The sequence below is a fragment of the Hymenobacter sp. BT188 genome (assembly GCF_014333585.1).
Taxonomy (GTDB): Bacteria; Bacteroidota; Bacteroidia; order Cytophagales; family Hymenobacteraceae; genus Hymenobacter.
Genome location: NZ_JACSCW010000004.1, coordinates 648,868 through 672,210, shown reverse-complemented (window position 1 = coordinate 672,210; position 23,343 = coordinate 648,868). Strand labels below are relative to the sequence as shown.

General features: G+C 56.0%; 24 protein-coding genes. 11 read left to right on the top strand and 13 right to left on the bottom strand.

The genetic code is table 11. The features are described from left to right. The first annotated feature begins 48 nt into the window (after positions 1 to 48). Both H8B13_RS14320 and H8B13_RS14315 read left to right on the top strand, forming a co-directional pair. Positions 49 to 2,235: a gliding motility-associated C-terminal domain-containing protein gene (locus H8B13_RS14320; RefSeq protein ID WP_187311474.1), complete on the top strand. Its 2,187-nt coding sequence runs from the start codon at positions 49 to 51 to the stop codon at positions 2,233 to 2,235. Positions 2,236 to 2,322: 87 nt separating this feature from the next. Next, positions 2,323 to 2,733 (top strand): TonB family protein, encoded by a 411-nt coding sequence (locus H8B13_RS14315; protein WP_187311473.1) that lies wholly within the window; start codon positions 2,323 to 2,325, stop codon positions 2,731 to 2,733. 75 nt (positions 2,734 to 2,808) lie between these two features. Here H8B13_RS14315 and H8B13_RS14310 read toward each other — a convergent pair whose 3' ends face one another. The 4 genes from H8B13_RS14310 to H8B13_RS14295 all read right to left on the bottom strand — a co-directional run bounded on the left by H8B13_RS14310 (position 2,809) and on the right by H8B13_RS14295 (position 4,788). Then, positions 2,809 to 3,453 (bottom strand): heme-copper oxidase subunit III, encoded by a 645-nt coding sequence (locus H8B13_RS14310; protein WP_187311472.1) that lies wholly within the window; start codon positions 3,451 to 3,453, stop codon positions 2,809 to 2,811. 227 nt (positions 3,454 to 3,680) lie between these two features. Next, the gene (locus H8B13_RS14305; protein ID WP_187311471.1) at positions 3,681 to 4,208 is read right to left on the bottom strand and encodes a GNAT family N-acetyltransferase; all 528 of its coding nucleotides are present in this window, start codon (positions 4,206 to 4,208) and stop codon (positions 3,681 to 3,683) included. Positions 4,209 to 4,211: 3 nt separating this feature from the next. Further along, entirely contained in the window at positions 4,212 to 4,544 is a 333-nt protein-coding gene (locus tag H8B13_RS14300; protein WP_187311470.1) for a hypothetical protein, read from the bottom strand. After that, a complete protein-coding gene (locus H8B13_RS14295; RefSeq protein ID WP_187311469.1) occupies positions 4,537 to 4,788 on the bottom strand; it encodes a hypothetical protein in 252 nt (83 codons plus the stop codon). Before H8B13_RS14295 ends, H8B13_RS14300 begins: the two co-directional genes overlap by 8 nt. 211 nt (positions 4,789 to 4,999) lie before the next feature. Here H8B13_RS14295 and H8B13_RS14290 point away from each other — a divergent pair, with 211 nt between their 5' ends. The 4 genes from H8B13_RS14290 (at position 5,000) to H8B13_RS14275 (ending at position 9,276) form a co-directional block, all read left to right on the top strand. Beyond that, a complete protein-coding gene (locus tag H8B13_RS14290; RefSeq protein WP_187311468.1) occupies positions 5,000 to 5,785 on the top strand; it encodes a hypothetical protein in 786 nt (261 codons plus the stop codon). 44 nt (positions 5,786 to 5,829) lie between these two features. Then, on the top strand, positions 5,830 to 6,366 hold the full coding sequence (locus tag H8B13_RS14285) for a DUF4920 domain-containing protein (protein ID WP_261990376.1): 537 nt from the start codon (positions 5,830 to 5,832) through the stop codon (positions 6,364 to 6,366). A 158-nt stretch (positions 6,367 to 6,524) separates the two neighbouring features. Next, positions 6,525 to 8,690 carry an NAD-dependent DNA ligase LigA gene (ligA, locus tag H8B13_RS14280; RefSeq protein WP_187311467.1) on the top strand — a complete coding sequence of 722 codons (2,166 nt, stop codon included), beginning with the start codon at positions 6,525 to 6,527 and terminating at the stop codon, positions 8,688 to 8,690. Between the two features lie 175 nt (positions 8,691 to 8,865). After that, positions 8,866 to 9,276 carry a rhodanese-like domain-containing protein gene (locus H8B13_RS14275; protein ID WP_187311466.1) on the top strand — a complete coding sequence of 137 codons (411 nt, stop codon included), beginning with the start codon at positions 8,866 to 8,868 and terminating at the stop codon, positions 9,274 to 9,276. A 152-nt stretch (positions 9,277 to 9,428) separates the two neighbouring features. On the opposite strand, the gene H8B13_RS14270 is transcribed toward H8B13_RS14275, so the two are convergent. Continuing rightward, a complete protein-coding gene (locus H8B13_RS14270; RefSeq protein WP_187311465.1) occupies positions 9,429 to 10,337 on the bottom strand; it encodes a polysaccharide deacetylase family protein in 909 nt (302 codons plus the stop codon). Positions 10,338 to 10,465: 128 nt separating this feature from the next. Here H8B13_RS14270 and dapA point away from each other — a divergent pair, with 128 nt between their 5' ends. Then, a complete protein-coding gene (gene dapA / locus H8B13_RS14265; protein WP_187311464.1) occupies positions 10,466 to 11,356 on the top strand; it encodes a 4-hydroxy-tetrahydrodipicolinate synthase in 891 nt (296 codons plus the stop codon). Between the two features lie 77 nt (positions 11,357 to 11,433). Here dapA and H8B13_RS14260 read toward each other — a convergent pair whose 3' ends face one another. After that, complete coding sequence (locus H8B13_RS14260; RefSeq protein WP_187311463.1) at positions 11,434 to 12,168, bottom strand: (Fe-S)-binding protein; 735 nt, start codon at positions 12,166 to 12,168, stop codon at positions 11,434 to 11,436. A gap of 138 nt (positions 12,169 to 12,306) precedes the next feature. Further along, a complete protein-coding gene (locus H8B13_RS14255; RefSeq protein WP_187311462.1) occupies positions 12,307 to 13,164 on the bottom strand; it encodes a hydroxymethylglutaryl-CoA lyase in 858 nt (285 codons plus the stop codon). Between the two features lie 262 nt (positions 13,165 to 13,426). Between H8B13_RS14255 and H8B13_RS14250 the strand changes: the two genes are divergently transcribed. Continuing rightward, on the top strand, positions 13,427 to 14,776 hold the full coding sequence (locus H8B13_RS14250) for a M23 family metallopeptidase (protein WP_222841426.1): 1,350 nt from the start codon (positions 13,427 to 13,429) through the stop codon (positions 14,774 to 14,776). An 87-nt stretch (positions 14,777 to 14,863) separates the two neighbouring features. Here H8B13_RS14250 and H8B13_RS14245 read toward each other — a convergent pair whose 3' ends face one another. The 3 genes from H8B13_RS14245 to H8B13_RS14235 all read right to left on the bottom strand — a co-directional run bounded on the left by H8B13_RS14245 (position 14,864) and on the right by H8B13_RS14235 (position 18,144). Further along, on the bottom strand, positions 14,864 to 15,463 hold the full coding sequence (locus H8B13_RS14245) for a hypothetical protein (protein ID WP_187311461.1): 600 nt from the start codon (positions 15,461 to 15,463) through the stop codon (positions 14,864 to 14,866). A gap of 156 nt (positions 15,464 to 15,619) precedes the next feature. Then, positions 15,620 to 16,351 (bottom strand): hypothetical protein, encoded by a 732-nt coding sequence (locus tag H8B13_RS14240; protein WP_187311460.1) that lies wholly within the window; start codon positions 16,349 to 16,351, stop codon positions 15,620 to 15,622. After that, positions 16,348 to 18,144 (bottom strand): S8 family serine peptidase, encoded by a 1,797-nt coding sequence (locus H8B13_RS14235; protein ID WP_187311459.1) that lies wholly within the window; start codon positions 18,142 to 18,144, stop codon positions 16,348 to 16,350. Before H8B13_RS14235 ends, H8B13_RS14240 begins: the two co-directional genes overlap by 4 nt. 235 nt (positions 18,145 to 18,379) lie before the next feature. On the opposite strand from H8B13_RS14235, the gene H8B13_RS14230 reads away from it, so the two are divergent. Beyond that, complete coding sequence (locus tag H8B13_RS14230) at positions 18,380 to 19,186, top strand: OmpA family protein (RefSeq protein ID WP_187311458.1); 807 nt, start codon at positions 18,380 to 18,382, stop codon at positions 19,184 to 19,186. Between the two features lie 259 nt (positions 19,187 to 19,445). On the opposite strand, the gene H8B13_RS14225 is transcribed toward H8B13_RS14230, so the two are convergent. Both H8B13_RS14225 and H8B13_RS14220 read right to left on the bottom strand, forming a co-directional pair. Continuing rightward, on the bottom strand, positions 19,446 to 19,991 hold the full coding sequence (locus H8B13_RS14225; protein ID WP_187311457.1) for a 2'-5' RNA ligase family protein: 546 nt from the start codon (positions 19,989 to 19,991) through the stop codon (positions 19,446 to 19,448). Between the two features lie 152 nt (positions 19,992 to 20,143). Further along, on the bottom strand, positions 20,144 to 21,541 hold the full coding sequence (locus H8B13_RS14220) for a M20/M25/M40 family metallo-hydrolase (RefSeq protein WP_187311456.1): 1,398 nt from the start codon (positions 21,539 to 21,541) through the stop codon (positions 20,144 to 20,146). Positions 21,542 to 21,815: 274 nt separating this feature from the next. On the opposite strand from H8B13_RS14220, the gene H8B13_RS14215 reads away from it, so the two are divergent. Next, positions 21,816 to 22,121, top strand: a complete 306-nt coding sequence (locus tag H8B13_RS14215; RefSeq protein WP_187311455.1) for a hypothetical protein — start codon at positions 21,816 to 21,818, stop codon at positions 22,119 to 22,121. Continuing rightward, positions 22,094 to 22,441, top strand: coding sequence for a hypothetical protein (locus H8B13_RS14210; protein ID WP_187311454.1), 348 nt, complete (start codon positions 22,094 to 22,096; stop codon positions 22,439 to 22,441). The genes H8B13_RS14215 and H8B13_RS14210 overlap by 28 nt, the downstream gene beginning before the upstream one ends. A gap of 308 nt (positions 22,442 to 22,749) precedes the next feature. Here the strand turns inward: H8B13_RS14210 and H8B13_RS14205 are convergent, their stop codons facing one another. Beyond that, a complete protein-coding gene (locus tag H8B13_RS14205) occupies positions 22,750 to 23,307 on the bottom strand; it encodes a histidine phosphatase family protein (protein ID WP_187311453.1) in 558 nt (185 codons plus the stop codon). Between the last annotated feature and the right edge of the window lie 36 nt (positions 23,308 to 23,343).

Genomic DNA, 23,343 nt, shown 5'->3' with positions numbered 1-23,343 from the left:
CATCTACGCTTTCTTTTAGTTACTAACCGACTGCGGTTACTACTGCTTTTGGTTTGTAGCTTTTTCGCCCTCCAGGTCACCGCCACTCATATCGTAGGTGGTGAGCTTGATTTGCAGTACCAGACAGGCAGCACCTACCGCATCACGCTGAACCTTTACTTTGATGCCCTAAATGGCAATCCGGGCGCGCTGGACCAGGATCTGACGGTCAGTATTTTTGAAAAAGGCACGAACCGCCGCCTGCAAAATGTAGTGCTGCCCCTTTCCACCAACACGTTTGTAGCTTATACTAACCCAGCCTGTACTCAGCCTTCGCTGAGCACTCGCAGCTTGGTATATAGCCGCTTGGTGGAGCTGCCAGCCAGTATTTATAACAGCGCTGGCGGCTATTATGCGGTGGTGGAGCGCTGCTGCCGCAACAACGGCATCAACAATATTGTGCTGCCCGGCAATGCGGGTCAAACCTTCTATCTGGAGTTTCCGGCCGTGGTGCGCAACGGGCAGCCCTTTATCAATTCTACGCCCCGCATTTTCCCCCCACTGAGCGACTACGCCTGCCGCGGCGACTTATTCTACTACAACTTCAGCGGGCAGGATGCCGACAAAGATTCCCTGGTTTATGAGCTGGTAACGCCACTCAACGGCAGCTCCGATCCCGCCGACCCAAAGCCCGTTGTAGCCGCGCCAGCGCCGTATTCGTCCATTAACTGGAACCCTGGCCTTGGTACTTTAAACCAGATTCCCGGCAGTCCGACGCTTACTATCGGGCGCTTTACGGGCCGGTTGGAAGTGCGGCCTACCCAAATTGGGCTGTTCGTGTTTGGCATAAAATGCTCCGAGTATCGCAAGGGCGAGAAGATTGGGGAAGTACGCCGCGATTTTCAGCTAAAAGTGCTCAATTGCCCCAGCAATATTCCGCCCGAAATGGTGGTACTCATGCCCAATGCCCCACGCGCCTACCAACCCAGCCGCGACACGCTGCGCCTGCAACCCAACGCCGACCGTTGCGTCCGCCTGCGCTTTACTGACCCCAACCCTACTTCTCGCCTAACTTTATCATTGAACCCGGTAAATTTTACCGGCCCTCTACCCACTTTCGCGAGCGTTACACAAGGCTTGGTTCGTGCCCCCGGCGCGCCCGATACGCTGGTGTCGCAGCTGTGCTTTCCGGCCTGTCTGGACACAAAGGGCAAGGTGTTTTTCGTGGATGTTATTGTGGCTGATGATGGCTGTGCGCTGCCAAAGCGCGATACGGTGCGGGTAGCATTCACGTCGGCGCCAGTGCCCAATGGCGTGCCGCGCATTACCACTACTGCCAATACACTGCCCCTACGCGCCCGCCCCGGCGACCTGATAACGTTCGATGTAGCCGTCACGGACCCCGAAAACGACCCTATCACGCTTACGATGGCCGGGCGCGGCTTTCAGGCGGCGGCAGTGGGCGCTCAGCTCACGCAAGGGCTGAGTGGTAATCAGGTGCAGGGTCGCTTTAGCTGGCGCGTGCCCTGCCCTACCACTAACCAACGACTTTTCGAGTTTGAGCTGGCCGCGACCGGCTCACCCTGCGCTGATCGGCAGGCCACCACCGTGGTGATACCCGTGCAGGTGGAATACAACAACCGGCCGCCAACGCTTACCGCCGATTTGCCGGCGGCCCTGAGCGCGGAGCCCATAGTCATTCGCCGGGTGCTGGGGGGCTTTTTTGAGGCTACACTTGAAGGCCTCGATGCCGACTCCGACCAGCTCACCCTGACGGCGGCGGGCAATAATTTCGATCTGGCGGCGGCGGGCATGAGCTTCGTGCCAACCAATGGCGCGGGGCGGGCTACGGGCGTTTTCCGTTGGGAACCCAACTGCGACCAGACCACGCTGGCGACTCCCTTGGAGGTTACGTTTCAACTGCGGGAAGCCACTTGCGCGCCTGTGGGGCAGCAACGCACGGTGCGCTTCGAGGTAGCTAGCGCGGATACGCTGACCTTTTTGCCCCCCAACATTTTCACTCCCAATACTGACGGCACCAACGACTTCTTCGAGCTACGCGATTTGCCTCCCAACTTCTGCAACGCCGAGTTCTCTGATATCAGGATCTTCAACCGTTGGGGAAAGCAGGTGTATACCTCAACAAGTCGCAATTTCCGCTGGGACGGCAGCAATATGCCGGCCGGTGCTTACTATTACCTGATCGTGTATACCGACAAGCGGCGCTACAAAGGCAACGTGACGATTGCGCGGTAGCCACATTAGAGGCGGCGGCAGCCGTGGTGCTGAACTACTCTAGCATTACTTTTGCACGACGCTACTCGTCCTCCTCTTTGCTCTGATATGATTTTTACCAAGAACTCTGGCTTACTGCTGGGCCTGCTTTTGGCCGCTACGGTTCCTAGTTTGGCCCAAACTAATCCGAAAGCTGCACCAGCCCAAGCTGCGGCGCCTGCCCGCAAGGCCACTCCCTTTGATGGTTTGCGGAAATATATGGCTGAGAATACGCGCTACCCGGAGCAGGCTCGCGCGAAGGGAGTTGCGGGCACGGTACACGTGCGCTTCGAGCGCGACGATGCCGGTCGGATTATCAATCCTAGCATCGCGAAATCGTTGGAGCCCAGCTGTGATGCCGAGGCCATTCGAGTGATTAAAACAATGCCCCCGCACCTGCTCAATGTGTTTCCGCCCGGCATGAGCATGCTGTTGCCAGTCGTTTTTCCGGCACCCGGCTCAGAAGCCACCAAGCTATAATTAACCAATATCAGGTTTAAGCCAAAAAAGCCCTCCAGATAGTTTCTGGGGGGCTTTTTTCATGCAAAATTCAGCCTAATACAAAAACAGGAACAGGGCAAATAACGCTATCCACAAGCCATCCAAAAAGTGCCAATAAATGCCCAGCATCTGAATCTGGCGGCGGCGATATGGATTGCGGATAAACACCAGCGTCCGCACTCCGTCGCGGGCGGCATGCGCGGTGCGCAGAAATAGAATCATCAGGAACAAAACGCCCCCCAGCAGGTGCAAAATGTGCAGCGCCGACAGCAGATACACGTACGTACCGCTGGCCTCACCATTAAAGAAAACACCCTGCGCAATCAGTTCGCGCCACCCCAGACCCTGCAACCCCACAAAAATAGCCGCCAGCAATAGCGTAGCGCCCAGGCAGCGAGTAAGCATCGTAACGTCGTCCTGCTGATAGAGCCGCCGGGCCTGACTAATGGTATAGCTGCTGACAAGCAACACAATAGTGCTGATGGAAAAGTAGCGCGGAAACGGATGCATACCTTGCGGCATAGCGCTATTAAAGCGCGTTTGGGCATAGGCCGTAGCAAGTACTACAAACAGCACTGTGCTGGCTATCATACTCAGATACAGCAGCATCTGCATGGGTGGCATACGCTCCATGCGGGAAAGTGTGGATGCTGGCTGGCCCGCGCCCACTTTATTTCTATGGTCTTTATCAGAATTCATTAGCTGGAGGTGGCAGCGTGTGCTTGGGCAAACCAATCCAGCGGCCTTTAGTTCCGAAAAAGTGGGTCTAAAGCCGCAGCTTGGTTTATCCAAGATACGCAAATCAGCCGCCGCCGACCAGTCTTTTTTAGTGCTATTTTTTGTGCCGGCATACTCGCCTCTAGGTAGTTAAGCTTTGCCCGGAGGCTGCGCGGCTTCTCCCCGTCGTCCTTACGCCGTGCCGAAGCCTATTGCCCAAATAACGGAGCGTGCCAGGCCATGGGAATATCGGCCTCATACTGCCCTGGCGTGACGGAAACGCGCCCCAACAAACGACCTTCTCGTTGAAAGCCAAGCTTCTCGTAGAGCGCAATGGCGCGCCCATTGCTTTCGCGCACCAGCAGCTCTACGCGCCGCACGTGGGGATATCGCTCCTGAATGTTCGATAATAAAGTCGTGAACAATCGGTGTCCGAGTTGCTGCCCCTGATACTGCGGGTGCACGGCCACTGTCAGGTCACCCAGCACGTGCGCAAAGATCTGCAAGCCGCTGGAGTAGGCATGAATTTCACCCGCCAACCCGGCGCCATCCGGCTGCTCCACTACCAGGGCAACACCCGTAGCCAAGCTGCGCGCAAGAAAGGTATGCACGTACTCGACCGTTATTTCGGCGGGCTGCCGCGCCAGGCCGCCACCCTGCTCCGCTACCGTAATGTAGTGAGCCTGAATGGCGGCCGCATCAGCAGCGACGGCACCACGAATCAGTAGCTCCGACATAAATCAGTTACCCCGGAAGAAAGACCCAATTTTGCCGAGCACGGCGTTGAAGTGGATTTTGGGAGCACCACCAATGCCAAACGTAACGTGGGTTTTGCCTGCTACCCGCAGCTCCAGCACCAGGCCCAGCGTGCGCGCTAAGTCATGGAGCTGCTGCAACGGGTCGAAGCCGGGCGGCTTGGGCTTCTTAGGGCCGGGCGGACCGCTGGTGGCCGCGTCGAGCACGCGCTGACTGGGGAAGTTGACAATGAGGTAATTACCCGTTCCCGCCACCTGCACGTGGTCGTCGTTGTAGGAGATGACCAGGCGTGCGTCTATTTCCAGACCCTTAACCAAGATTGGAAGGGTTGCTGGGGGGCAATTGTTGGCCGCTGCCGGGGTTTTCGCCGCGGGTGCGAATGCGCAAAGAGCCATTGAGGCGCCAGGTAGCGGCAGGCGCCGCTGGGTTCTGCGCATTGGGCACTTGCAATTCTATCTGGTCGAAGGCACAGGATAGCTCAACACCGCCTGAAAGCTTGGAGAGCAATGAGGCAGCGGTATCGGCCCAGTTTGGGGCATTTTGGGAGGAAGAGTCAGCCATAAGTTGGGGCGGAATAAGAATGAGAGATACGGCTCCCTATAGGGGCCACGTTGCTAAACGTGCGAGTTGAGGCACGGTTTTGTATTGGTTCGAAAGCTACCACCTGCCAGGGGCAAACGCAATTTTGTGCATTCGGCTATTATCTACTATATTCCATATAGCGTATGGAAGCTCAGCCGTAGCCGCTTTGGCTGCCAAAAACCTTACTCTCATGCCCCAATACTATTGCTCTTTGCTTAGCTCGTGCGCCTTGGTTCTGTTGAGCCTCACTACCCAGGCGCAGGATTCGCTCCCCGCTCCGGCTGCTTCCACCTCTCTCGACTGCACCCATCCGTTCGGTCTTGATAGCTACATGGAGCTGGTCTATTCCATCACCGATGACCGCGGCAAGCCTGCCGGTACCATTCGGCAGCGCGTGGTAAGCCTGGGGAGCCAGACCAACAAAAAGAAAACCATCACGACCAACACGGCCTTGGTCAAAAGCGGCTTGTACGACGTTAAAAACCGCCTGATTCGCATGCAGGATCTCACCTACGGCTGCCGCCAGGATACTACCTTCACCGACGGCATGAGTGAGATAGAATTTAAAAATATGTCTTCCTTCCGTGACCGTCGCCTTGCGTACGCGCCCGTAGGACTAGCGTGGCCCAATCAGCCCACCGTAGGCAGCATGCTGCCCAACGGCGGGGTTTCGGTGCAGGTGAGCAGCTCCGCCGTAGATATTGCGCAGGTAAATACTACAGTTCGCCGCCGGCGGATTGTCAGTGGGCCGGCTCCGTTGGTCACGCCGGCTGGCACCTTTCAGTGCTACAAGGTAGAGTCGGAACGTGAAGCCAGCATGGCGCCCCGCGAGGATATGGTGATGCGCACCCGTACGCGCGTGATTGATTATTACTCCCCGACCGTGGGCATCGTCAAAACGGAGGTTTACAACAAGAACGGTAAGCTGGCCGAAACACGACTTCTCACCGCTCGCAACGCTGGCAATCAGCCGTAAGCTCTATCTTCGGGAGCTGTTTCTGCCTTTTAATCTAACCCGTCATGTCTAAGCCTTTTCTGCTGATAGCCAGCGTAGTTGTGTTGGCCGCTTGTCAGTCATCATCTACTTCCGATAACCAGGCTGCTGTTTTAACCCCTGATGCTACCGAGAAAATGCCCCCCAGCACCGCAGTTGCGGGTGGCAAAACATATGGGGCACCTATTACGGCCGCCAATGCCGTGCCCGTCGCTCAGCTCACCCAGTTGCTTGGCACCAAAGATTCGGCGCAGGTAAAGCTGGTTGGCAAGGCGACTGAAGTGTGTCAGGCGAAAGGCTGCTGGATGACAATAGCTATTGCCGATGGCAAACAAATGCGCGTCCGCTTCAAAGATTACGGCTTTTTTGTCCCGAAAGACATCAGCGGCAAAACCGTTGTCATCAACGGCTGGGCCCACCGCGAAACCGTTCCGGTTAGTGATTTGCGTCACTACGCCACCGATGCGGGCAAATCAGAAAAGGAAGTAGCGGCTATCACTAAGCCTGAGCAACAGCTTAATTTTGAGGCTGATGGCGTGTTGGTGATGGAAAACAGCCTTTAGATTTTTATAGTAAAGCAAAAAGCGGAACGGAGTCGTAACCATACGACTTCGTTCCGCTTTTTGCTTTAAACCTTATTCAAATTCACAAGTAACAATCGCACAAGAAGAAACGGCGTGTGCTCAAATCCGTAGCTTGCAAAGCCAACGAACTACGTTCCATGACTGCTATACAAGACCAGATAAAGGACCTCACTGAGCGCCTCCACCACCTCAATTACCAGTATTATCAGAAGGATATTTCTGAAGTTCCAGACCAAGAGTTCGACCATATGCTGGCCGAATTGCAGCGCTTGGAGCAGCAGCACCCGGAGTTTGCGCTGCCCAACTCGCCTACTCAGCGTGTAGGCGGCACCATTACCAAGCAGTTTCCGACGGCCCTGCACCGCTACCCCATGCTTTCGCTGGGCAACACCTACTCGGAGGCCGACCTACGCGAGTTCGACGAGCGGGTGCGCCGTGGCTTGGGCGGCGACGATTTCGACTACGTCTGCGAGCTGAAGTTCGACGGTGTAGCTATGAGCCTGACCTATACCGACGGCCAACTTACCCAAGGCGTAACGCGCGGCGACGGCACCCGAGGCGACGTAGTCACCAACAATGTGCGCACCATCAAAAACCTGCCGCTCCACCTGCGCCCCGCCAATAATCAGCCCTCCGAGTTTGAAGCCCGTGGGGAAGTATTTATGCCCCTGCACGTATTTGAAGAGCTAAATAAGGAGCGCGAGCAAAACGGGGAAGCGCTACTAGCCAATCCGCGCAACGCTTGCAGCGGCGCCCTCAAACTCCAAGATTCAGCCTTGGTAGCGGCCCGTCGCCTGCGTTTTTTTTCCTACGGATTTCTCAGCCCGAACCGGGGGGCTTTTCCGACCCACAGTGCTTCGCTCGAAGCGTTGCAAAGCTGGGGCTTGCCCGTATCGGATAGCTGGCGGCGGTGCCACTCCATTCAAGAAGTGCTCGACTTCATTCATGAGTGGGAGAAAAAGCGCTTTACCCTACCCGTTGCTACCGACGGCATTGTAATCAAGGTCGATAATTTTCGGCAGCAGGAAGTGCTGGGCTACACGGCCAAAAGCCCACGCTGGGCCATTGCGTACAAATATCCGGCTGAAGCCGCCCGCACCCGTCTGCGAGAAGTGCAGTACAACTTAGGCCGTACCGGGGCCGTGACGCCCGTGGCCCACTTAGATCCCGTTCCGCTGGCCGGCACCGTGGTTAAACGCGCTTCCGTGCACAATGCCAACCAGATTGCTGCCCTCGACTTACGGCTTGGTGACATGGTATTCGTGGAAAAAGGCGGCGAGATTATTCCCAAAATAACCGGCGTAGATATCACCGCCCGCCCCACCGACAGCCAGCCAATCAGCTTTCCGGCTACTTGTCCGGCCTGCAATACGCCCCTTATTCGCCCCGCCGGTGAGGCCCATTATCGCTGCCCGAATGAGCGCGGCTGCCCGCCTCAGCTAAAGGCCCGCCTCGAGCACTATGTATCGCGCAAAGCGCTGAATATCGACGGCCTGGGAGCCGAAACCGTGGGGCGTTTCTTCGACCTAGGCCTTGTCACAACTCCCGCCGACATATATGACTTGCCACAGCGGCGCGATGAGCTGGTGAAGCTGGAGCGTATGGGTGAGAAGTCTATTCAGAACCTTCTAGCCGGAATCGAAGCGAGCAAGCAGGTTCCATTTGATCGGGTACTGTTTGGGCTGGGCATTCGATACGTGGGCGAAACCGTGGCCGATAAATTAGCTACTCATTACCGCACTATTGATGCTCTGGCGGCCGCATCGGCTTCCGAGCTGGCGGCCGTACCGGAAGTTGGCGGCGTGATTGCTGAGTCGGCAGCGGCGTGGTTTCAGGATGATTTTAATCGCCAAATCGTTACCCGCCTGCAAGCCGCAGGTGTCCAGATGGCTCTGACTGGCGAAGCACCCAAGGCCGTCAGCGACCGACTCATGGGCTTGACCTTCGTGCTATCGGGAGTTTTTGAAGACCATAGTCGTGATGAATTGCAGCAGCTAATTGAACAGCATGGTGGCAAAGTAACGGGGTCAATCAGCAAAAAACTCAGCTATCTGGTGGCCGGCGACAAAATGGGTCCTGCCAAGCGCGAAAAGGCAATCGGGTTGAAAGTGCCAATCATCAATGAAAACGATTTAATAGCCATGTTACCGACTCCGGAAACGATTGCGGAGCCAGACATTTTTGTATCTTTGCCCGTAACCCCGCCGGACAACGAGCCGGTGGAGCCGCCGACTTATCCTGCCCCTGTTACGCCTTCACCGGCGACGGGCGGCGGAGCAGGTCAACAGGGTTCGTTGTTTTAGCGCTTGCGCTCACGCACCCAGCCGGCTCCCGGGCTGCCTTATATATACTGTGGGTCACATTGGCCTTCCACCCGGGGCCAGGACCTTCCCACCCTAGCCCACAGTTATATAAGGCGGCCCGGTCGAGCTGGAGCGAGCTGCTGGCCATTTTTCTTCTCCTTTTTGACTTCCTGTTATGAAAACCCTTTTGCGGGGCTTCGGCCTGCTTTGCGCTATTACTATTCTTGTCCCCGTTGCTTCGGCCCAAAAAGCCCCCCAGCAGGTTTCAACACCAGCATCGGGAGCAGTAGATGCGGTTACGGCAGCTAAGCTCATCAAGCAGCCCAACGTGGTGGTACTGGACGTTCGCACACCCGCCGAGTACGCGACAGGCCATGTGCGGGGCGCTAAAAACGTTGATTTTCGGGCTCCTGATTTTGCTCAGCAGATAGCGCAGCTTGATACTACCAAAATGTACATGCTTTACTGCGCCTCCGGCAACCGGAGCGGCCAGGCCAGCAAGCTAATGAAGGCAAAAGGTTTCGCTAAAGTGGTCGATGCCGGTGCATTTAAGACTTTGCAAGCTGACGGCTTGAAAACCGAATAATGCTGGTCTGACGCAGTAAGCTGAAGTGCTTGTGATGAGCGTCAGCTTATATAAAATGGTGCTTATTAAATGCCGTAAAAACGCGACACAAGGCCCATAAGAAAGCCCCCCAGAAGTAGTCTGGGGGGCTTTTTTTATAAGAATTCAGCCTATTAAAAGCTGTTTTTCATGCTATTATGCAGCGTCCGGGGCGACCAGTAGCCGCTGGCAATAATGCGGCGAATGGTAAACAATGGGTCCTGCTGGTCGCGCTTCTCAGCCAGAACAAAGGCGCTCACAAAACCGCGCTTCTTCAACTCCGGAATAGCCTCGGGATTCCATAAACCGAAGGGATAGGCGAAATAGTTGATCTTTTTGCCCGTAATTTCCTCTAACGTCTTGGTGGGTTTCTCAATCTGCGTTACCCAATCCTCGCCCTGATACTTTTTCACGTTGTGGTGATCCCAGGTGTGCGAGCCGATGACGTGGCCCTGGTCGGAAAGCTCCTTTACCTGCGCCTTGCTCATGTAGCGGGGACGGCCCAACGAGACGGTCATAATAAAGAAGACACCTTTGAAGCCGTACTTATCCAGCTCAGGCTTGGCTACCGTAAACTGATCCAGGTCGGTATCATCGAAGGTGAGCATGACGGGCTTGGAGGGCAGCGGGGCACCAGTTGTCAGGTAAGCGTACAGCTGATCGGGCAGAATGGTGTGGTAGCCGCTGTCGGCCAGCATCTTCATCTGATCGCGAAACTGAGCCACCGGCACGATGTAATCTTTCGCATTCTTTGAGTCCTTCGGCTTCCAGTCACGGACTTGGTGATAGCATAGGATTGGTACCTGCGGACGCGCCAGAATCTCGGCGGCAGTGGCAATTTTATTCGCCGGAATAGTCTTCGGATCAGGAGCCGGTGCGTTCGGATTGGCTGGTGCAGCGGCGGCTGGTGCAGTCGCAACAGTATCGACAGCAGATGGTTCCTTCGACTCCGAAGCGGCAGCTGATTTGGTTTCGCAACCAGACAGGGCAAGCGTGGTGGCCAACATGCTGGCCACAAAAAGAGGGGTACGGGTAAGCTTCATTCGGGGTGTGAGCAGGAAAAGGAAGTCGATATTTTTTAAACGAAAGAAAAGGGCAGAATAAAGCATTTGACGGTAGTCACTTACCTTCACGCAACCAATCCAATTACAAAACAACGGCTTATTCCCGCATGGACCAACAAGATTCTCACCTTTCTGCCCTGCGTGGCACGGGGGTCGCTTTAATTACACCTTTTACCTCTGCCCCCGACCATGCCGTGGATGTTGAGGCCCTGCGTCGCTTGGTCGATTTCGTGGTAGATGGCGGCGTTGAGTACGTGGTAATCAACGGTACAACGGCTGAGTCGCCGACCGTAACGGCACCAGAGCGCGCTGATATTCTGCGCATTGTGCGGGAGCAGGTAGCTGGTCGGGTACCGCTTGTGTATGGCATTGGAGGCAACGATACAGCGGGCGTTGAACACCTACTGCGCACCACCGACCTAACTGGCGTAATGGCGATTCTTTCGGCCAGCCCCGCTTATAATAAGCCTTCCCAAGCCGGTATCGTAGCCCATTATGAGCGCCTGGCTGATGCCTCTCCCCTGCCAATTATCCTGTATAACGTGCCCGGCCGCACCAGTTCCAACATGACCGCCGCCACGACCCTGCGTCTGGCTCAGCACCCCAATATTATAGGTATCAAAGAAGCCAGTGGCAACCTGGAGCAGTGCATGGCCATTGCCGCCGGTCGCCCCGCCGGATTCCTACTCATCAGCGGCGACGATATGCTGACTGTGCCCATGATTTCCTTCGGGGCCGAGGGCGTTATCAGTGTGCTGGGCAATGCCTTCCCCGACCGCATGAGCAGCATGACGCGGGCCGCGCTGGGGGGCAATTTTGCCGAAGCCAGTGAGCTACTTTTTGGCTTTCTGGATTTGAACCCCTTGATGTATGAAGAAAGCAACCCAGTAGGCGTGAAAGCTGCCCTCGCGGCCCTCGGTATTTGCTCTGATGCCGTACGTCTGCCGCTCGTCCCTGCCTCGGAAAGCCTGACAGAACGGGTGCGGCAATTGATTTAAGGAATCCGAATAATAACAAAAAAGCCCCCCAGACCAAGTCCGGGGGGCTTTTTTGTTAAAATCAAGCGAGGGATTAGCTACCAGCCGCTTGCCAGCACATCGGCTACGTGTAGCGTTTGGATAGGCTTTTTCTCCCGTCGAATGTAGGCATCCAAATGCATGAGGCAGCTTGTGTCGGTGCTCACGATGTAGCGGGCGCCAGTAGCCAGGGCGTTTTCTACTTTCTGCTCGGCCATAGCTACCGAAATGGCTTCAAACTTCACGGCAAACGTGCCGCCGAAGCCGCAGCAGGTTTCGCTTTCATCCATTTCCATCCGCTCCAGGCCTTGCACGGCATCGAGCAACATGCGCGGCGCAGCTTTAATACCGCATTCCCTGAGGGCTGAGCAGGAGTCATGGTAGGTGTATTGGCCAGCTAGCTTAGCTCCCGGTATGGCCTTAATACCCAGCACGTCCACCAAAAACTCCGTCATTTCAAAAATGCGCCGTTGCACGCCGTGGTAACGAGCTTGGTCGGCGGAGCCCTCAAACAGCTCGGCATATGCGTTGCGCACCATGCCCACGCACGAAGCCGACGGACTCACGATATACCGATTTTGTCCCCCAGCCGGAAAATCGTCCAGAAACTTGGTGGCTACCTCGCAGCTTTCGGATTTGTAGCCGGCGTTGTAAGCAGGCTGCCCGCAACAGGTTTGGTTGGTATTGTAGTGCACCTCGCAGCCTACGGCCTCCAGCACCTTCACCATGTTCATGGCAGTCTGGGGGAAAAGCTGGTCTACGAAGCAGGGAATGAATAAATCGACGATGGGCATAGCGAAGGTTGAAGCGCGAATCGGGGAGGAAGCTAGGCGGCGCTTCACTCAGCGAGCTGACATGGCGCTGGGGGGGGGTTTATAGAGCCGCAACTGCGGAATTAAGCAGTAGTTGGCCGCAAAGGCCACAGGTTCAATTTATCGTTTAACAAAACCAAATACTTCCCCAGCCGCTACCTGAGCAATCCGGAAGGCGTCCCGATCAAGCCCCAAATCTACGCCAGTCTCGTCAAAGTAGGCCACCAGTTTTTCGGTGGGCATGTTACCGGTGAGCTTGTCAGTTGCCATCGGGCAGCCACCTACGCCGCCAATGGCCCCATCGAAGCGGCGGCAGCCAGCCCGGTACGCCGCGTCTACTTTCTCGCGCCAGTATACCGGTGCTGTGTGCAGGTGCGCGCCAAATTCAATTTGAGGGAAGGCCGAAATCAGCTCGCCAAATAAGGGCGTAATGGTATCGGGCGTTGAAGCGCCGATAGTGTCGGAGAGGGCCACAATACGCACGCCCATATCGGCCAGTTGCCGGGTAAAATAGGCTACCACTTCCGGACTCCAGGGGTCACCGTATGGGTTACCAAAACCCATCGAAAGGTAGGTGACGAGCGTTTTGCCAGCCTTTTCGCACACATTGTGCATCTCAGCCAGCTCCGTGATGGCTTCCGCAATGGTCTTGTTGGTATTACGCCGCTGAAACGTTTCGGATACCGACAACGGGAAGCCAATGTATTGAATCTGAGGATAAGCCGCAGCCGTTTCGGCACCGCGCAGGTTGGCCACAATGGCCAGGAGCTTGGTGCGCGTGTTGCTCAAATCGAGGCCGGCCAGCACTTCTTCCGTATCCCGGAGTTGGGGAATTGCTTTCGGCGACACAAAACTGCCAAAATCCAGGGTATCGAAACCGACGCGAAGCAGGGTATTTAGATAAGCGATTTTGGCGGAGGTGGAAATAAACTCTGGCAAGCCCTGCATGGCATCACGCGGGCATTCTATAAGCTTCATAAAGTAAAGAGCAGAATTGGGTGGGTAGCCTGGGGCGGGAAACAAAATTAGAAGGAAATCGGTGGGATTGATGCAAAAAAACCGTTCCTACGCTTTGCTGATAAGTCTGGTTAAGACCAATTAGTTGCCAATCTGAAAGGAAAAGCGACGCCGCTCCAACCAAACACTATGTCTTACCTTGACGGAATGAACAAGGCGTACTACCGAACCACTCGGCGGGCTCCGGGGTTATTTATGCAATTCGTAATTCTAACCCAGTCTGATGCCTTTACGCTCCGTGCGCACGCCGTTTTATCTGTTATGCTTTTTATTGTTGCTTTCTGCCTGTAGCAAGCAACAAACGTTGCAGGCCATATTTCAGAAAACCACTCCCCACGAATCCTACGCGCGCCGACTGCGCCAGAGTGGCCTCGACCAAACGGCCCTTGGTCGCGACTGGCTTGCCGCCGCCGACCGCGCCCTGCGCGACTCGCTGGTGGTAACACTTCCCTTCCAGGAGACCGGTTTTTTCCGCGCCGATCAGGCCCGGGCGGCCGCTTACCGCTATGCTGTGCGTGAGGGCGAAACCGTGCGCATCAGCCTGACGCTGGATGCCGGTGCCGATGTACGAGTCTTTCTTGATGCTTTTGAGCTTAGCCCCGATAACACTCCTCCCCGCCTCATCACCTCGGCTGATACGGCCGCGTCCACTTTTAGCTACGTGGCCGAGGATGACCGCCAGCACTTATTGCGGGTGCAGCCCGAACTGTTGCGCACGGGGCGCTATACCCTGCGCATTCAGCGCGAGCCGTCATTAGCTTTCCCAGTGCAGGGCAAAAACGATGTGGCCGTAGGTAGTTTCTGGGGCGTAGACCGCGACGCTGGCGCCCGGCGCCACGAAGGCATTGACATTTTTGCCAAGCGTGGTACGCCCGTGGTAGCGGCTGCGCCGGGCCATATCACTAGGGTAAACGAAACGCCGAGGGGTGGTAAAGTGGTCTGGCTGGCCGACACCGAGCATGGCCAGCACCTCTACTACGCCCACCTCGACCAACAGCTTGTGCAGGCTGGTCAGACGGTGCAGATCGGTGATACATTGGGCTTAGTAGGCAATACCGGCAACGCTCGTACTACACCGCCCCATCTCCATTTCGGCATTTATCGGGGCGGCCGCGGGGCTGTTGATCCTTTTCCTTTCGTGCGCCGCGCTGATGCGTTGCCTCCGGCTCCACGCACCAGCCCTGAGCGCCTTGGTCAATGGGTGCGGGTGCGGGAGAAGCGCGCCGACCTGCGCTTAAGCCCCGCTGCGAAGGGCGCTACTACCGTAGCAACTTTGGTGCGCGATACTCCGCTGCTGGTAGTAGGCAGCCAAGCCGATTATTACCGCGTAGAGCATCCTGGGGGGCAAATTGGCTACATCGCCGCCCGTTCAGTGGTATCAGCCGCGGCGGAGCCTCTGCGCCAGGAACTGCTGGCCGCCGCCACCGATTTAATAAAGCTGCCCCAAGCCGGCGTAGCGCCTTTTGATACGTTGCCCGCCCGCAGCAGCGTTGCTGTTTTGGGCGAAGTTGGTGGGTTTCAACTAGTGCGCAGTGCGGCAGGCATTGTAGGCTGGGCCGCTAAAGCAGGTTAAAATAAACATCACTCTTTTGAGCACTAAAAAAGCCCCCCAGAATATTTTGGGGGGCTTTTTTATGTCTGCTTAATTCTCTCTGAAAGCTTACTGGGCAACGACTACCGCGCGCTGCAATTCCTTGGCATACGCAATACGGCGCTCGCGGCCGCCCGCCCCGATATAGTCGAAGCCTACGGCCTTATTGTCGCCCTGAATAGCGGTCCAGACTTGCGGCTCTACATCTTCGGGCTGGTCGGCGTTGCGCGGAATAGCGGGCTGCGTGAACCGGTCGGTGCTAAAAAAGGTATTCATAGCCTTCAAAATGGCTATTTCTTTATCGCGCACCGTGGCCGAGCTGGGGTTTTCCAGATCCCGGTCGCTGAGCAGCGCCGTGGCGGGCATTACCTCATTGCGGATGGTATCGCCGGTGGCATTAATGATGATAAAGCGGGCCTGTGCGTTCAGGATTTTAGGCCCCTGCAACAAAAGCACGAAGCTGTCCTTCTCCTTATTACTGGTGAAGTTATGGCTGGCCCGAACGGTATTCAGAATGCTGCGCTCAGTGAGGCGGGCGCGCTTATTAGCAGGCGTTGGGGTAAATATTTTACCGTCGCTTTTAGAGGTAGCCGTTTCGCGCTCAGTCGTTATACACGACGCTTGAAACAGTAAAGTAGCCACTGAGGCAGAGAGAAAAAGTTTTTTCATTATAGACTAAGGAAGTATGCAGGAGTAGTTCGACGACACTACAGATTTGAAACATATAGTGACCAGCTTTCACAGCTAAATTTGTACCAAAGGAATCATTTTAGAGCGATTTAAACGTAAAAAAAGCTGGATTTATCTTAGAATATGGATACTTCATTAGAACAGCCCTAGCTCCAGACCTATCACTAGGCGCGGGAATTCTGGGTAGCGCGGCGCATCAGCCAAATCCTTAAAGCTATCGGCGAGCCGGTAGCGAGTTACCACAGCGTAGCGCCCCGAACCCAGCCGTGCCCCCACCCCGTACGACCAACGGTTTATATAGTTCAGTTTACGCTCCGTTACCTCTATTAGCCCAGCGCCGTTAGGGCCGGGTTTGTCGACGTAGTGATGCGCCGAACTGATAATCCAGCCGCCCCAGCCCGTCAGGTCGAGGTAGCGGCCCACCACATTGCCGCGCCGACCGATGTTCAGGCGGCCATATACTTCGGCCTGAGCCTGAGGCAGGGCAATGGTTTCGCGTTGGTGCTGATCAGGAGTGGGCAGAAATTTCTGGTCATTCTGGGCCAGATGATACACTAGGCGAGCATAGCGCAAATCGAGGCCAACTGCCGCCGTCTGCGACAACCGATATTTCTGCCGCATTCCTACAAACATCTCCCCCGACCGCCCATAGCGCAACTCAGCACCCGGCCCATCAAATTTGCCTACCACGGCCGCATAGCCCAGGTAGAAATGACTGAAGAAAGTCCGATTGGGGCCCGTGTCGGAGCGGAGCGTATCGGCGGCCACATTGCCGCGCAACAACACACTTTGAGCCTGAGCTGCAGGTATGCCCATGAGCCATGTAGTCGCGCAGGCCGCGACTGTCAGCAAGCGCAGAAGCTTCATTTAGCTGAATAAGTAGAAGTGAACCCCCGATAATGCACCTGCACCGTGTCGCCAGCTTGTAGGTTACGCAGAGGTATTTGCAGCACAGCGCGCTGTTTCACGTCCAACACCTCGTACGTGCGTAGCACCCCGCGGCGGTCGGATACGTGCCAGTACAGGTAGCTGGGTGGGTCGGGCAAAGCAGACGTGGCACCGGCTGGGGGTTTTTTTTCGGCACTTTCGGATACGGGTGGGGCCAGTTCTTCACGGCCAACAGCCGGCACTGAGACAGGTTTATCTTTACCAGCAGGCGCCTTTACATCCACCGAATCAGAATACAAAGGCAATGCCCGCGCAGCCACCTCCCCAACACCCGGCCGAATGATAACTGCCAACATACTATCGGGCTGCGCTACAAAATCGAAGGTAGCGGCTGTGGGGGGCTTTTTCGAGACATCTGCCGTAAACCAGGAAGCACGCGGCATTCCATACCCATGAGCATAGTCGTAGTAAGGATATAGGTTGGCCGAGGCCTGCAGCTTTTCGAAGAGCTGCATAGCCGTTAGGTTGCGGTTTTGCTGCCACGCGCAAGCCGCAAAACCCGCCAGCAGCGGACTCGCAAACGACGTGCCCTGGGTGCGCACATAACCACCCGGCGCGGCCGCCAGCACTGTTCCATAAGCGGTTACATTGGGCTTAAGGCGTTTATCGGCCGTCGGGCCGTAGCTGCTGAAGCCGATATGCAGGAAGTTGTCAGGGTCGAGACCACCCACGGCCAGCACCGAGTCGCCATCGGCGGGCGTACCGATAGTGCGCCACTCCGGGTCGAGGCCGTCGTTTCCGGCCGCATTCACCACCAATATTCCCTTGCGCACGGCCATGGCTGCCGCGCGGGCCACAAGGCTATTGCGGCCATTCATCTGCTCAGGAAAGTAGCGGCGGCTGGTGTAGCCCAACGAGGAATTGATAATATCGACTCCTTGTCGGTCAGCCCACTCGGCGGCAGCCAGCCACGCTTCCTCCTCGGCGAATTGCTCGCGGTGCAGCTGCTCGGTGCGGGCCAGCAAAAACTCGGCTTCAGGGGCCAGACCCAGCGCTGTTCCGTCGGGCAGAATACCGGCTATACACGAGAGAACCTCTGTGCCGTGGCTGCCGCCAGCGTACACATACGGCTGTTTTTTAAGAAAATCGTAGGTCGCCAGAATACGCTTACCGGTGCGTAAATGCTGGAACGCCGCGTGCTGGTCGGCGCCTGAAAAGCCTACATCGAAGATAGCAATCCGCAGCCCACGGCCGTCGAGCTTGGCCTGGCGAAAGTCAGCTAACCCTAGACTGGCCGTTTGGCTGAATGCCAGCTGATGGTCAGTAGCGGATACTTCCGGCATACCACGCTCCGGCGCTCCTGGCTGGGCAGCCGGAAGCATAGGCGCATCAGGCCGGCTTTCTACGGTTCGCACACCCGGCAAGCGGCGCAGCGCGGCAGCTTGAATTGGCGTTGCGCGACAGGAGACAGCATTAAACCAGCGGCTTACGAACACAACTGAATCGACCGCAGCCTGCACCTGACGCAAGTAGTCGGGGCGCACGGGGAAATCGGTGCTGTCGATGAGAGGCAGCTGCTGGCGTTTGCGACGAGCCAGGGCCTGGGGGGCAAAATATGTAGTTGGATCAAAGCGGACGCCGGCTTTATCGCGCAGTACCACCCAGTAGCGGGCCGTAGGCGGCGTGGCGGCGTGAGTAACATGGCAAACCCCACTCAACACCAAACTGAGAAGCAGAAAAAAAGCCCGCACGAAGGAAGAATGAATACGCAAGTGATGCGGCGGTAAAATGGTAAGCTGAAGCGACCACGAAGATACGATAGTGGTGTAAGGTGCGTGCTGTCTGGGAGGCTTTTTTACTTTTTCAAACGAAACCAGTACAACGCTTTGCGCTGAAGGTAGCGCGAAAAATATTTCCCGCTACCTTCAACCCCGCAAGCTCAAGGGTTGCCGTATGTGGGCCGTCCAAGCTTATGCTGGTCTTTACTTTCTTCTTAAATCCTTTTTTATGAACTCTACTGTTTCCCGAACCGCACTAGTGGCACTTTGGAGCGCAGGCACTCTCCTGCTCGGCGGCTGCAACAAGAAAGAAATAGCAGCCCTGCAGCAGCAAAACTCGGAGCTGCTCAGCTCCCGCGAACAATTGGAAGCCCAAAAATCAGCTTTGGAGCAGGAGAAAGCTCAAACCGAGGAAGCTTTGCGCTCCAACCTGTTGAGCAAAAATCAGGAAGTCAACCAGTTGAACGAGAACCTAGGCACCACCAAGGAGCAATTGCAGGACCGCGAGCAGCGCATTGCCGAGCTGCAACGCGTGCTCGATCAGAAGGAAGCTGCCGTAAAGGCCCTGCGCCAAAAGGTGGGCGACGCACTGCTGGGCTTCAATGCCAACGATCTGACGGTGAATGTGAAGAACGGCAAAGTGTACGTTTCGCTCTCTGAGCAGCTTTTGTTTAAATCAGGCTCCACCGTTGTTGATCCGAAAGGCCAGGAGGCGCTGAAGAAGCTCGCCACTGCCCTCAAAGGCAACCAGGATGTAAACGTGTTGGTGGAAGGCCACACCGACAATGTGCCCATTGCCCGCGGCACGGCCGGCATGAAAGACAACTGGGATCTGAGCGTGCTGCGCGCCACCGAAATCACCCGCATCCTGACTACGGCCGGCCTCACTCCTGCTCAGGTTACGCCCTCTGGTCGGGCCCAATATCTCCCCATCACTGCCAATGCTACCCCCGCCGAAAAGGCTCAAAACCGTCGCACCGAGATTATCCTGACGCCCAAGCTCGACGAGCTTTTCCAGATTTTGGAAGCTAACTAAGTCGCCTGTTTTCTTATCATTCAGCCTGCTTGCTGCATGGAATATTAGGATGACTGAAGCTGGTTTTATCGGTCATTTTTTATAAAAGGTTAACAACACAAAGGGTTCAAAAAAAAACGGCTGCCTCGCTTGGGGCAGCCGTTTCTTTTTGAACCCTTTGTGTATTTATTCAGAGGAGTGATTTCCGTTTGATGCTCGTTTTCACACAGTTAAATCTTAATTATAAATTACTCATTATAAAATAATTAAATCATAAAATTTAAACCTGCGCTTTCAAATCGAATTCTTCAATGGGCAACCAGTGCTGGCCGTCGTGGCGGAAGAGTTGAAGGCTGCTCACGAGGAAGGATGCAGTATAGGAACGGGCCTGAAAAAGCTGGCGCAACGCCGACACGTGGCTGGGAGGCAAATCGCGGGTGGCTAGGGTCATATGCGGAGTAAAAGGACGCGTTTCGCGCGGGATATCCGCCAGTCGCGCTGCACACCACCCAGCGAGGTCTGCGTGGAAAGCCTGTAAGGCCGCAGCCTCCGTCACGCGCACAAATAAGGTGCGGTTACCAAACCAATCGAAACCCTGTAAGCCTACGCTAAACGCCTCCTCCAGTGCAGCAAAATCACGTAGCTCCGCGCGCAACGTCGCCTCCGCTTCCGCCGCTTGCCGCCACGGCGGAATGAGTGTGATGTGTGCCGGCAAACGCACCGCATTGCGGCTGCCCGTCAGCGTGTGCACCTCCTGCTTCATCGCCCAGACCTCGGAAAAAATCGGCTCGGGGGGCAAAATGGCGACAAGGTATAGCGGATCCATTGCTTGCTAATCTATCAGGTTCGGCACCCTGTCTAAACAATTGTAGAGACGCGTATTCGCGTCTAATCGTTGCGAATATTGTTTAGGTAGCGTAGTACCGAGTTCAACAATTAGACGCGAATACGCGTCTCTACAATTGTTCAGCTATTACTCTACAAACCGTATTTGCTGAGCAAATACACCAGCGCGGCCATACTAGCACCGCCAAGTTCCAGCTCGCGGCGGTTCACTTTGTCGAAAGTGTCGGCGGCGGTGTGGTGAATATCGAAGTAGCGCTGGGAGTCGCAGTCGTAGCCGATGAGCACTTTTGCCTGGTCTTTCAGGGGGCCAATATCGGTACCGCCATGACCAACCACGAACTCGCCGCTGCCGTAGGGGGCAAATAACGAGCGCCACTGCTGCATCCGGGTCACGGTCTCCGGGTTTGTCGTTTCCAGGGCAAAGCCACGGGGCGTGAAGCCGCCGCCATCCGATTCCATGGCCGCTAAGTGCTTCTCGTTAGCCGCTTTAGCCAACTCAGCGTACTTTATACCGCCCCGGTTGCCGTTCTCTTCATTCATAAACATGACGGCACGCACGGTGCGCTCCGGCTTCAGACCAGTGGCTTTCAGCAGGCGCAGCACTTCCATGCTTTGCACGCAGCCCGTGCCGTCGTCGTGGGCGCCTTGGCCCAGGTCCCAGGAGTCGAGGTGGCCGCCAACGGTGATAATCTCGTCGGGGTATTTAGAGCCTTTGATTTCGCCAATCACGTTGTATGATTTCACGTCGGGCAACGTCTGGCAGGCCATTTCCAGCTCAAAGGTCAGGTTTTTATCGGCCTTGAGTAGTTGGCTGAGGCGGTCGGCGCCGTTGGTGCTGAGAGCAGCGGCAGGTACTTTGGCCACATTGTCTTCGTAGCGCATCGTGCCCGTGTGGGGGAAGTCGTCGTGCGCCAAGCTGAGCGAACGGACCAAGGCGCCCACCGCGCCGCGCTTGGCGGCAGCTGAGGCTCCGGCGCGGCGCTGGTCGCCGGCTTCGCCGTAGGCCTTGCCGGTTTCAATGTACGTCGGGTTCATGGGGCGGTTGAAGAACACAAACTTGCCCTTCACTTTCTCCTCCGGCAGCCCCGCCAATTCATCCAGACTCTGCACCTCCACTACTTGGGCGCGCAGCTTGCCATTGGTGCCCACCGAGCCACCCAGCGCACAAACCGGCACATCTACTCCTTTGCCTTTCGCGACTTTGATCTGGCCTTTTTCCTTCGCCCCACGCACCCAGTGCGGCACCATCACTTCCTGCAAGTATACGCGGTCGAGGCCTAGCTTTTCCATCGTCACTTTGCTCCAGTCTACTGCTTGCTGGGCCTGGGGGGAGCCGGCTAAGCGCCCACCAATCTGGCCGGTGAGGTAGCGCAGGTTTTCGTGGCTCTGCCCCCGCAGCAGGGCTTCATCATAAATGCGGCGAATAGCCAACGAATCGGACTGGGGGGCTTTTTGGGCCAGTGTGGGCGTTGATAAAAGAAGATAAGCAACGCCCGCCAGCAGCGGGTAGCGGGAAACGAAAGAGGGCATAGGAAATGAGGATCAGCAAATGAAAAAACCACTTCAGTCGCTACGAGAGCGGCTGAAGTGGCTAATGTACAAGGAAACCAGAAAGGGGTTGCACGGCTACGCGCCCGCATGCACTAAAACCACCAGGTTAGGACTTGGCCCCGATGTACTGTATTTTTTCCAATTAATGAGTCTGATTCGGGAGTTTGGTCTGCAAAAACGAGGAGGATTACCCTCTGGTCCTTCAATTGCTGAGACGCTATATCATTCGTTTTCACATCCTATGTATATGCTTATGCTTAATATATACTCTATCGGCCCTTGGCGAGCCTTACTTGTCATTCTGTGCTTGGGGATGCTGGTTAGCTGCCAGAAGCCAACGGACGGCCCGACCCTAGTTGAGGGCCAAGTAGTGGAACACATGGGCCGCCAGCCCGTGGGCGGGGCCACCGTGCAGGTCTGGAGGCGGGTAATGGTGGAGGTTACGCCCCCGTGGGCCAAGGCCAGCCTACTGATGCGCAGGGGCGTTTTCGTTTCCGCTTCGAGGCTGACAGCAAGAGTGGCTACATCGTTATGGCCACAGCCCCACTCGGCTACGTGACAGACTGGGGTCTGGCTCCCAGCCTGACGGCCGGGCGCAAGAACGAAGATCTGGTTATCCCCATGTATGCTCCGGCCTGGGTGCGTCTCGTGCTGGTCGATGAGCCGCCGAAAAGTCGGGTAACACTAAATGTACAGGGCTATAACGGACAGGATAAATGGCCTTATCCAGCCAGAGATACGGTCTTGATTCGGCCTATTTTAGCGGACCTAACGAATTCTGTTACTTGGTTGATTTACGAGCCTGGGCAGGATAGAAAAGTAACATACCCTTTCCAAGTAGCTTCCTTGGATACAGTTACGATACGCATTCCTTTCTAAGGAAATTGAGTCGAAGGCCAGACAGAAGATTTTATTTAACACAAAAAGGGACCGTTGCTTCTATAGCAACGGTCCCTTTTTACTGGGGAGTTCAAGTTTAATGCCCTACTCCAAACTGATGCGTAGTAACCGTAGCAGAGCCCGTGGGGGCATCTTCACCTCGAACAGATAATCGTACTCACCACAACTGGCGCGAGTTTAGTAAAGTGATTTTGTTCTGGCGGGGGAAGCGTAGCCTCCCGGCACGCTAGACACGAGCTGCAAGCTCGCGCCAGTTGTGAAGATTGTACTTAGATGTAAGCTTACATCTAATGCTCTGCCCCGAATCGATGCGTAACCACCGTTGCTTCGCCTGTGGGGGGCACTTTTACTTCGAATAGATAATCATACTCACCATCCTCAACCGTGGTAATCTCCGATTTGGCCCCCAGCGCCGTCACTAAAGGCAGCAGCGTATTCGAGTGGCCCACAACCAGTACCGTTTTGCCCTTCTGCTCCTGCAGGATGCGCGCGGCCAGGTCGGCGGGCTTATCATAGACTTGGGGCGTGCGTTGCAGAGCAGTAGCCAGAGGAGCGGCCGTAGCACGGCTGCGCACGGTGTTCGTGACATAAAGCGACTCGATATTGCGGCTGCCCAGGGTGTCGCGCAGCGTGAGTGCCCGCTGCTCACCGGTAGGCGTCAGAGGCGGATCTTTCAGCGCCGGATCAGCTTCTTTTTCGGCATGGCGCACCACATAAATAGTAGTTACAGCCGCGCTGGGAATCTTTTCAGCAGTGGATCCAGACGCAGTTGGCCGCTCCGATGAACAGCCGACGACCGCACTCACGAGCAAAACCAGGGAGGGAATTAGGTGTAGAAAGCGCATAGAGAATGAAGGAAAGTGTGAAGCAATAACGCCGGG

Bases quoted from the DNA above. Each gene is read 5' to 3' on its own strand.
- H8B13_RS14205 (WP_187311453.1), bottom strand. From the start codon at position 23,307: ATGCGCTTTCTACACCTAATTCCCTCCCTGGTTTTGCTCGTGAGTGCG.
- H8B13_RS14255 (WP_187311462.1), bottom strand. From the start codon at position 13,164: ATGAAGCTTATAGAATGCCCGCGTGATGCCATGCAGGGCTTGCCAGAG.
- H8B13_RS14215 (WP_187311455.1), top strand. From the start codon at position 21,816: ATGCTTAATATATACTCTATCGGCCCTTGGCGAGCCTTACTTGTCATT.
- H8B13_RS14290 (WP_187311468.1), top strand. From the start codon at position 5,000: ATGCCCCAATACTATTGCTCTTTGCTTAGCTCGTGCGCCTTGGTTCTG.
- H8B13_RS14310 (WP_187311472.1), bottom strand. From the start codon at position 3,453: ATGAATTCTGATAAAGACCATAGAAATAAAGTGGGCGCGGGCCAGCCA.
- H8B13_RS14245 (WP_187311461.1), bottom strand. From the start codon at position 15,463: ATGAAAAAACTTTTTCTCTCTGCCTCAGTGGCTACTTTACTGTTTCAA.
- H8B13_RS14250 (WP_222841426.1), top strand. From the start codon at position 13,427: ATGCCTTTACGCTCCGTGCGCACGCCGTTTTATCTGTTATGCTTTTTA.
- H8B13_RS14220 (WP_187311456.1), bottom strand. From the start codon at position 21,541: ATGCCCTCTTTCGTTTCCCGCTACCCGCTGCTGGCGGGCGTTGCTTAT.
- H8B13_RS14275 (WP_187311466.1), top strand. From the start codon at position 8,866: ATGAAAACCCTTTTGCGGGGCTTCGGCCTGCTTTGCGCTATTACTATT.
- ligA (WP_187311467.1), top strand. From the start codon at position 6,525: ATGACTGCTATACAAGACCAGATAAAGGACCTCACTGAGCGCCTCCAC.
- H8B13_RS14260 (WP_187311463.1), bottom strand. From the start codon at position 12,168: ATGCCCATCGTCGATTTATTCATTCCCTGCTTCGTAGACCAGCTTTTC.
- H8B13_RS14270 (WP_187311465.1), bottom strand. From the start codon at position 10,337: ATGAAGCTTACCCGTACCCCTCTTTTTGTGGCCAGCATGTTGGCCACC.
- H8B13_RS14225 (WP_187311457.1), bottom strand. From the start codon at position 19,991: ATGGATCCGCTATACCTTGTCGCCATTTTGCCCCCCGAGCCGATTTTT.
- H8B13_RS14305 (WP_187311471.1), bottom strand. From the start codon at position 4,208: ATGTCGGAGCTACTGATTCGTGGTGCCGTCGCTGCTGATGCGGCCGCC.
- H8B13_RS14240 (WP_187311460.1), bottom strand. From the start codon at position 16,351: ATGAAGCTTCTGCGCTTGCTGACAGTCGCGGCCTGCGCGACTACATGG.
- H8B13_RS14210 (WP_187311454.1), top strand. From the start codon at position 22,094: ATGGCCACAGCCCCACTCGGCTACGTGACAGACTGGGGTCTGGCTCCC.
- dapA (WP_187311464.1), top strand. From the start codon at position 10,466: ATGGACCAACAAGATTCTCACCTTTCTGCCCTGCGTGGCACGGGGGTC.
- H8B13_RS14295 (WP_187311469.1), bottom strand. From the start codon at position 4,788: ATGGCTGACTCTTCCTCCCAAAATGCCCCAAACTGGGCCGATACCGCT.
- H8B13_RS14230 (WP_187311458.1), top strand. From the start codon at position 18,380: ATGAACTCTACTGTTTCCCGAACCGCACTAGTGGCACTTTGGAGCGCA.
- H8B13_RS14285 (WP_261990376.1), top strand. From the start codon at position 5,830: ATGTCTAAGCCTTTTCTGCTGATAGCCAGCGTAGTTGTGTTGGCCGCT.
- H8B13_RS14315 (WP_187311473.1), top strand. From the start codon at position 2,323: ATGATTTTTACCAAGAACTCTGGCTTACTGCTGGGCCTGCTTTTGGCC.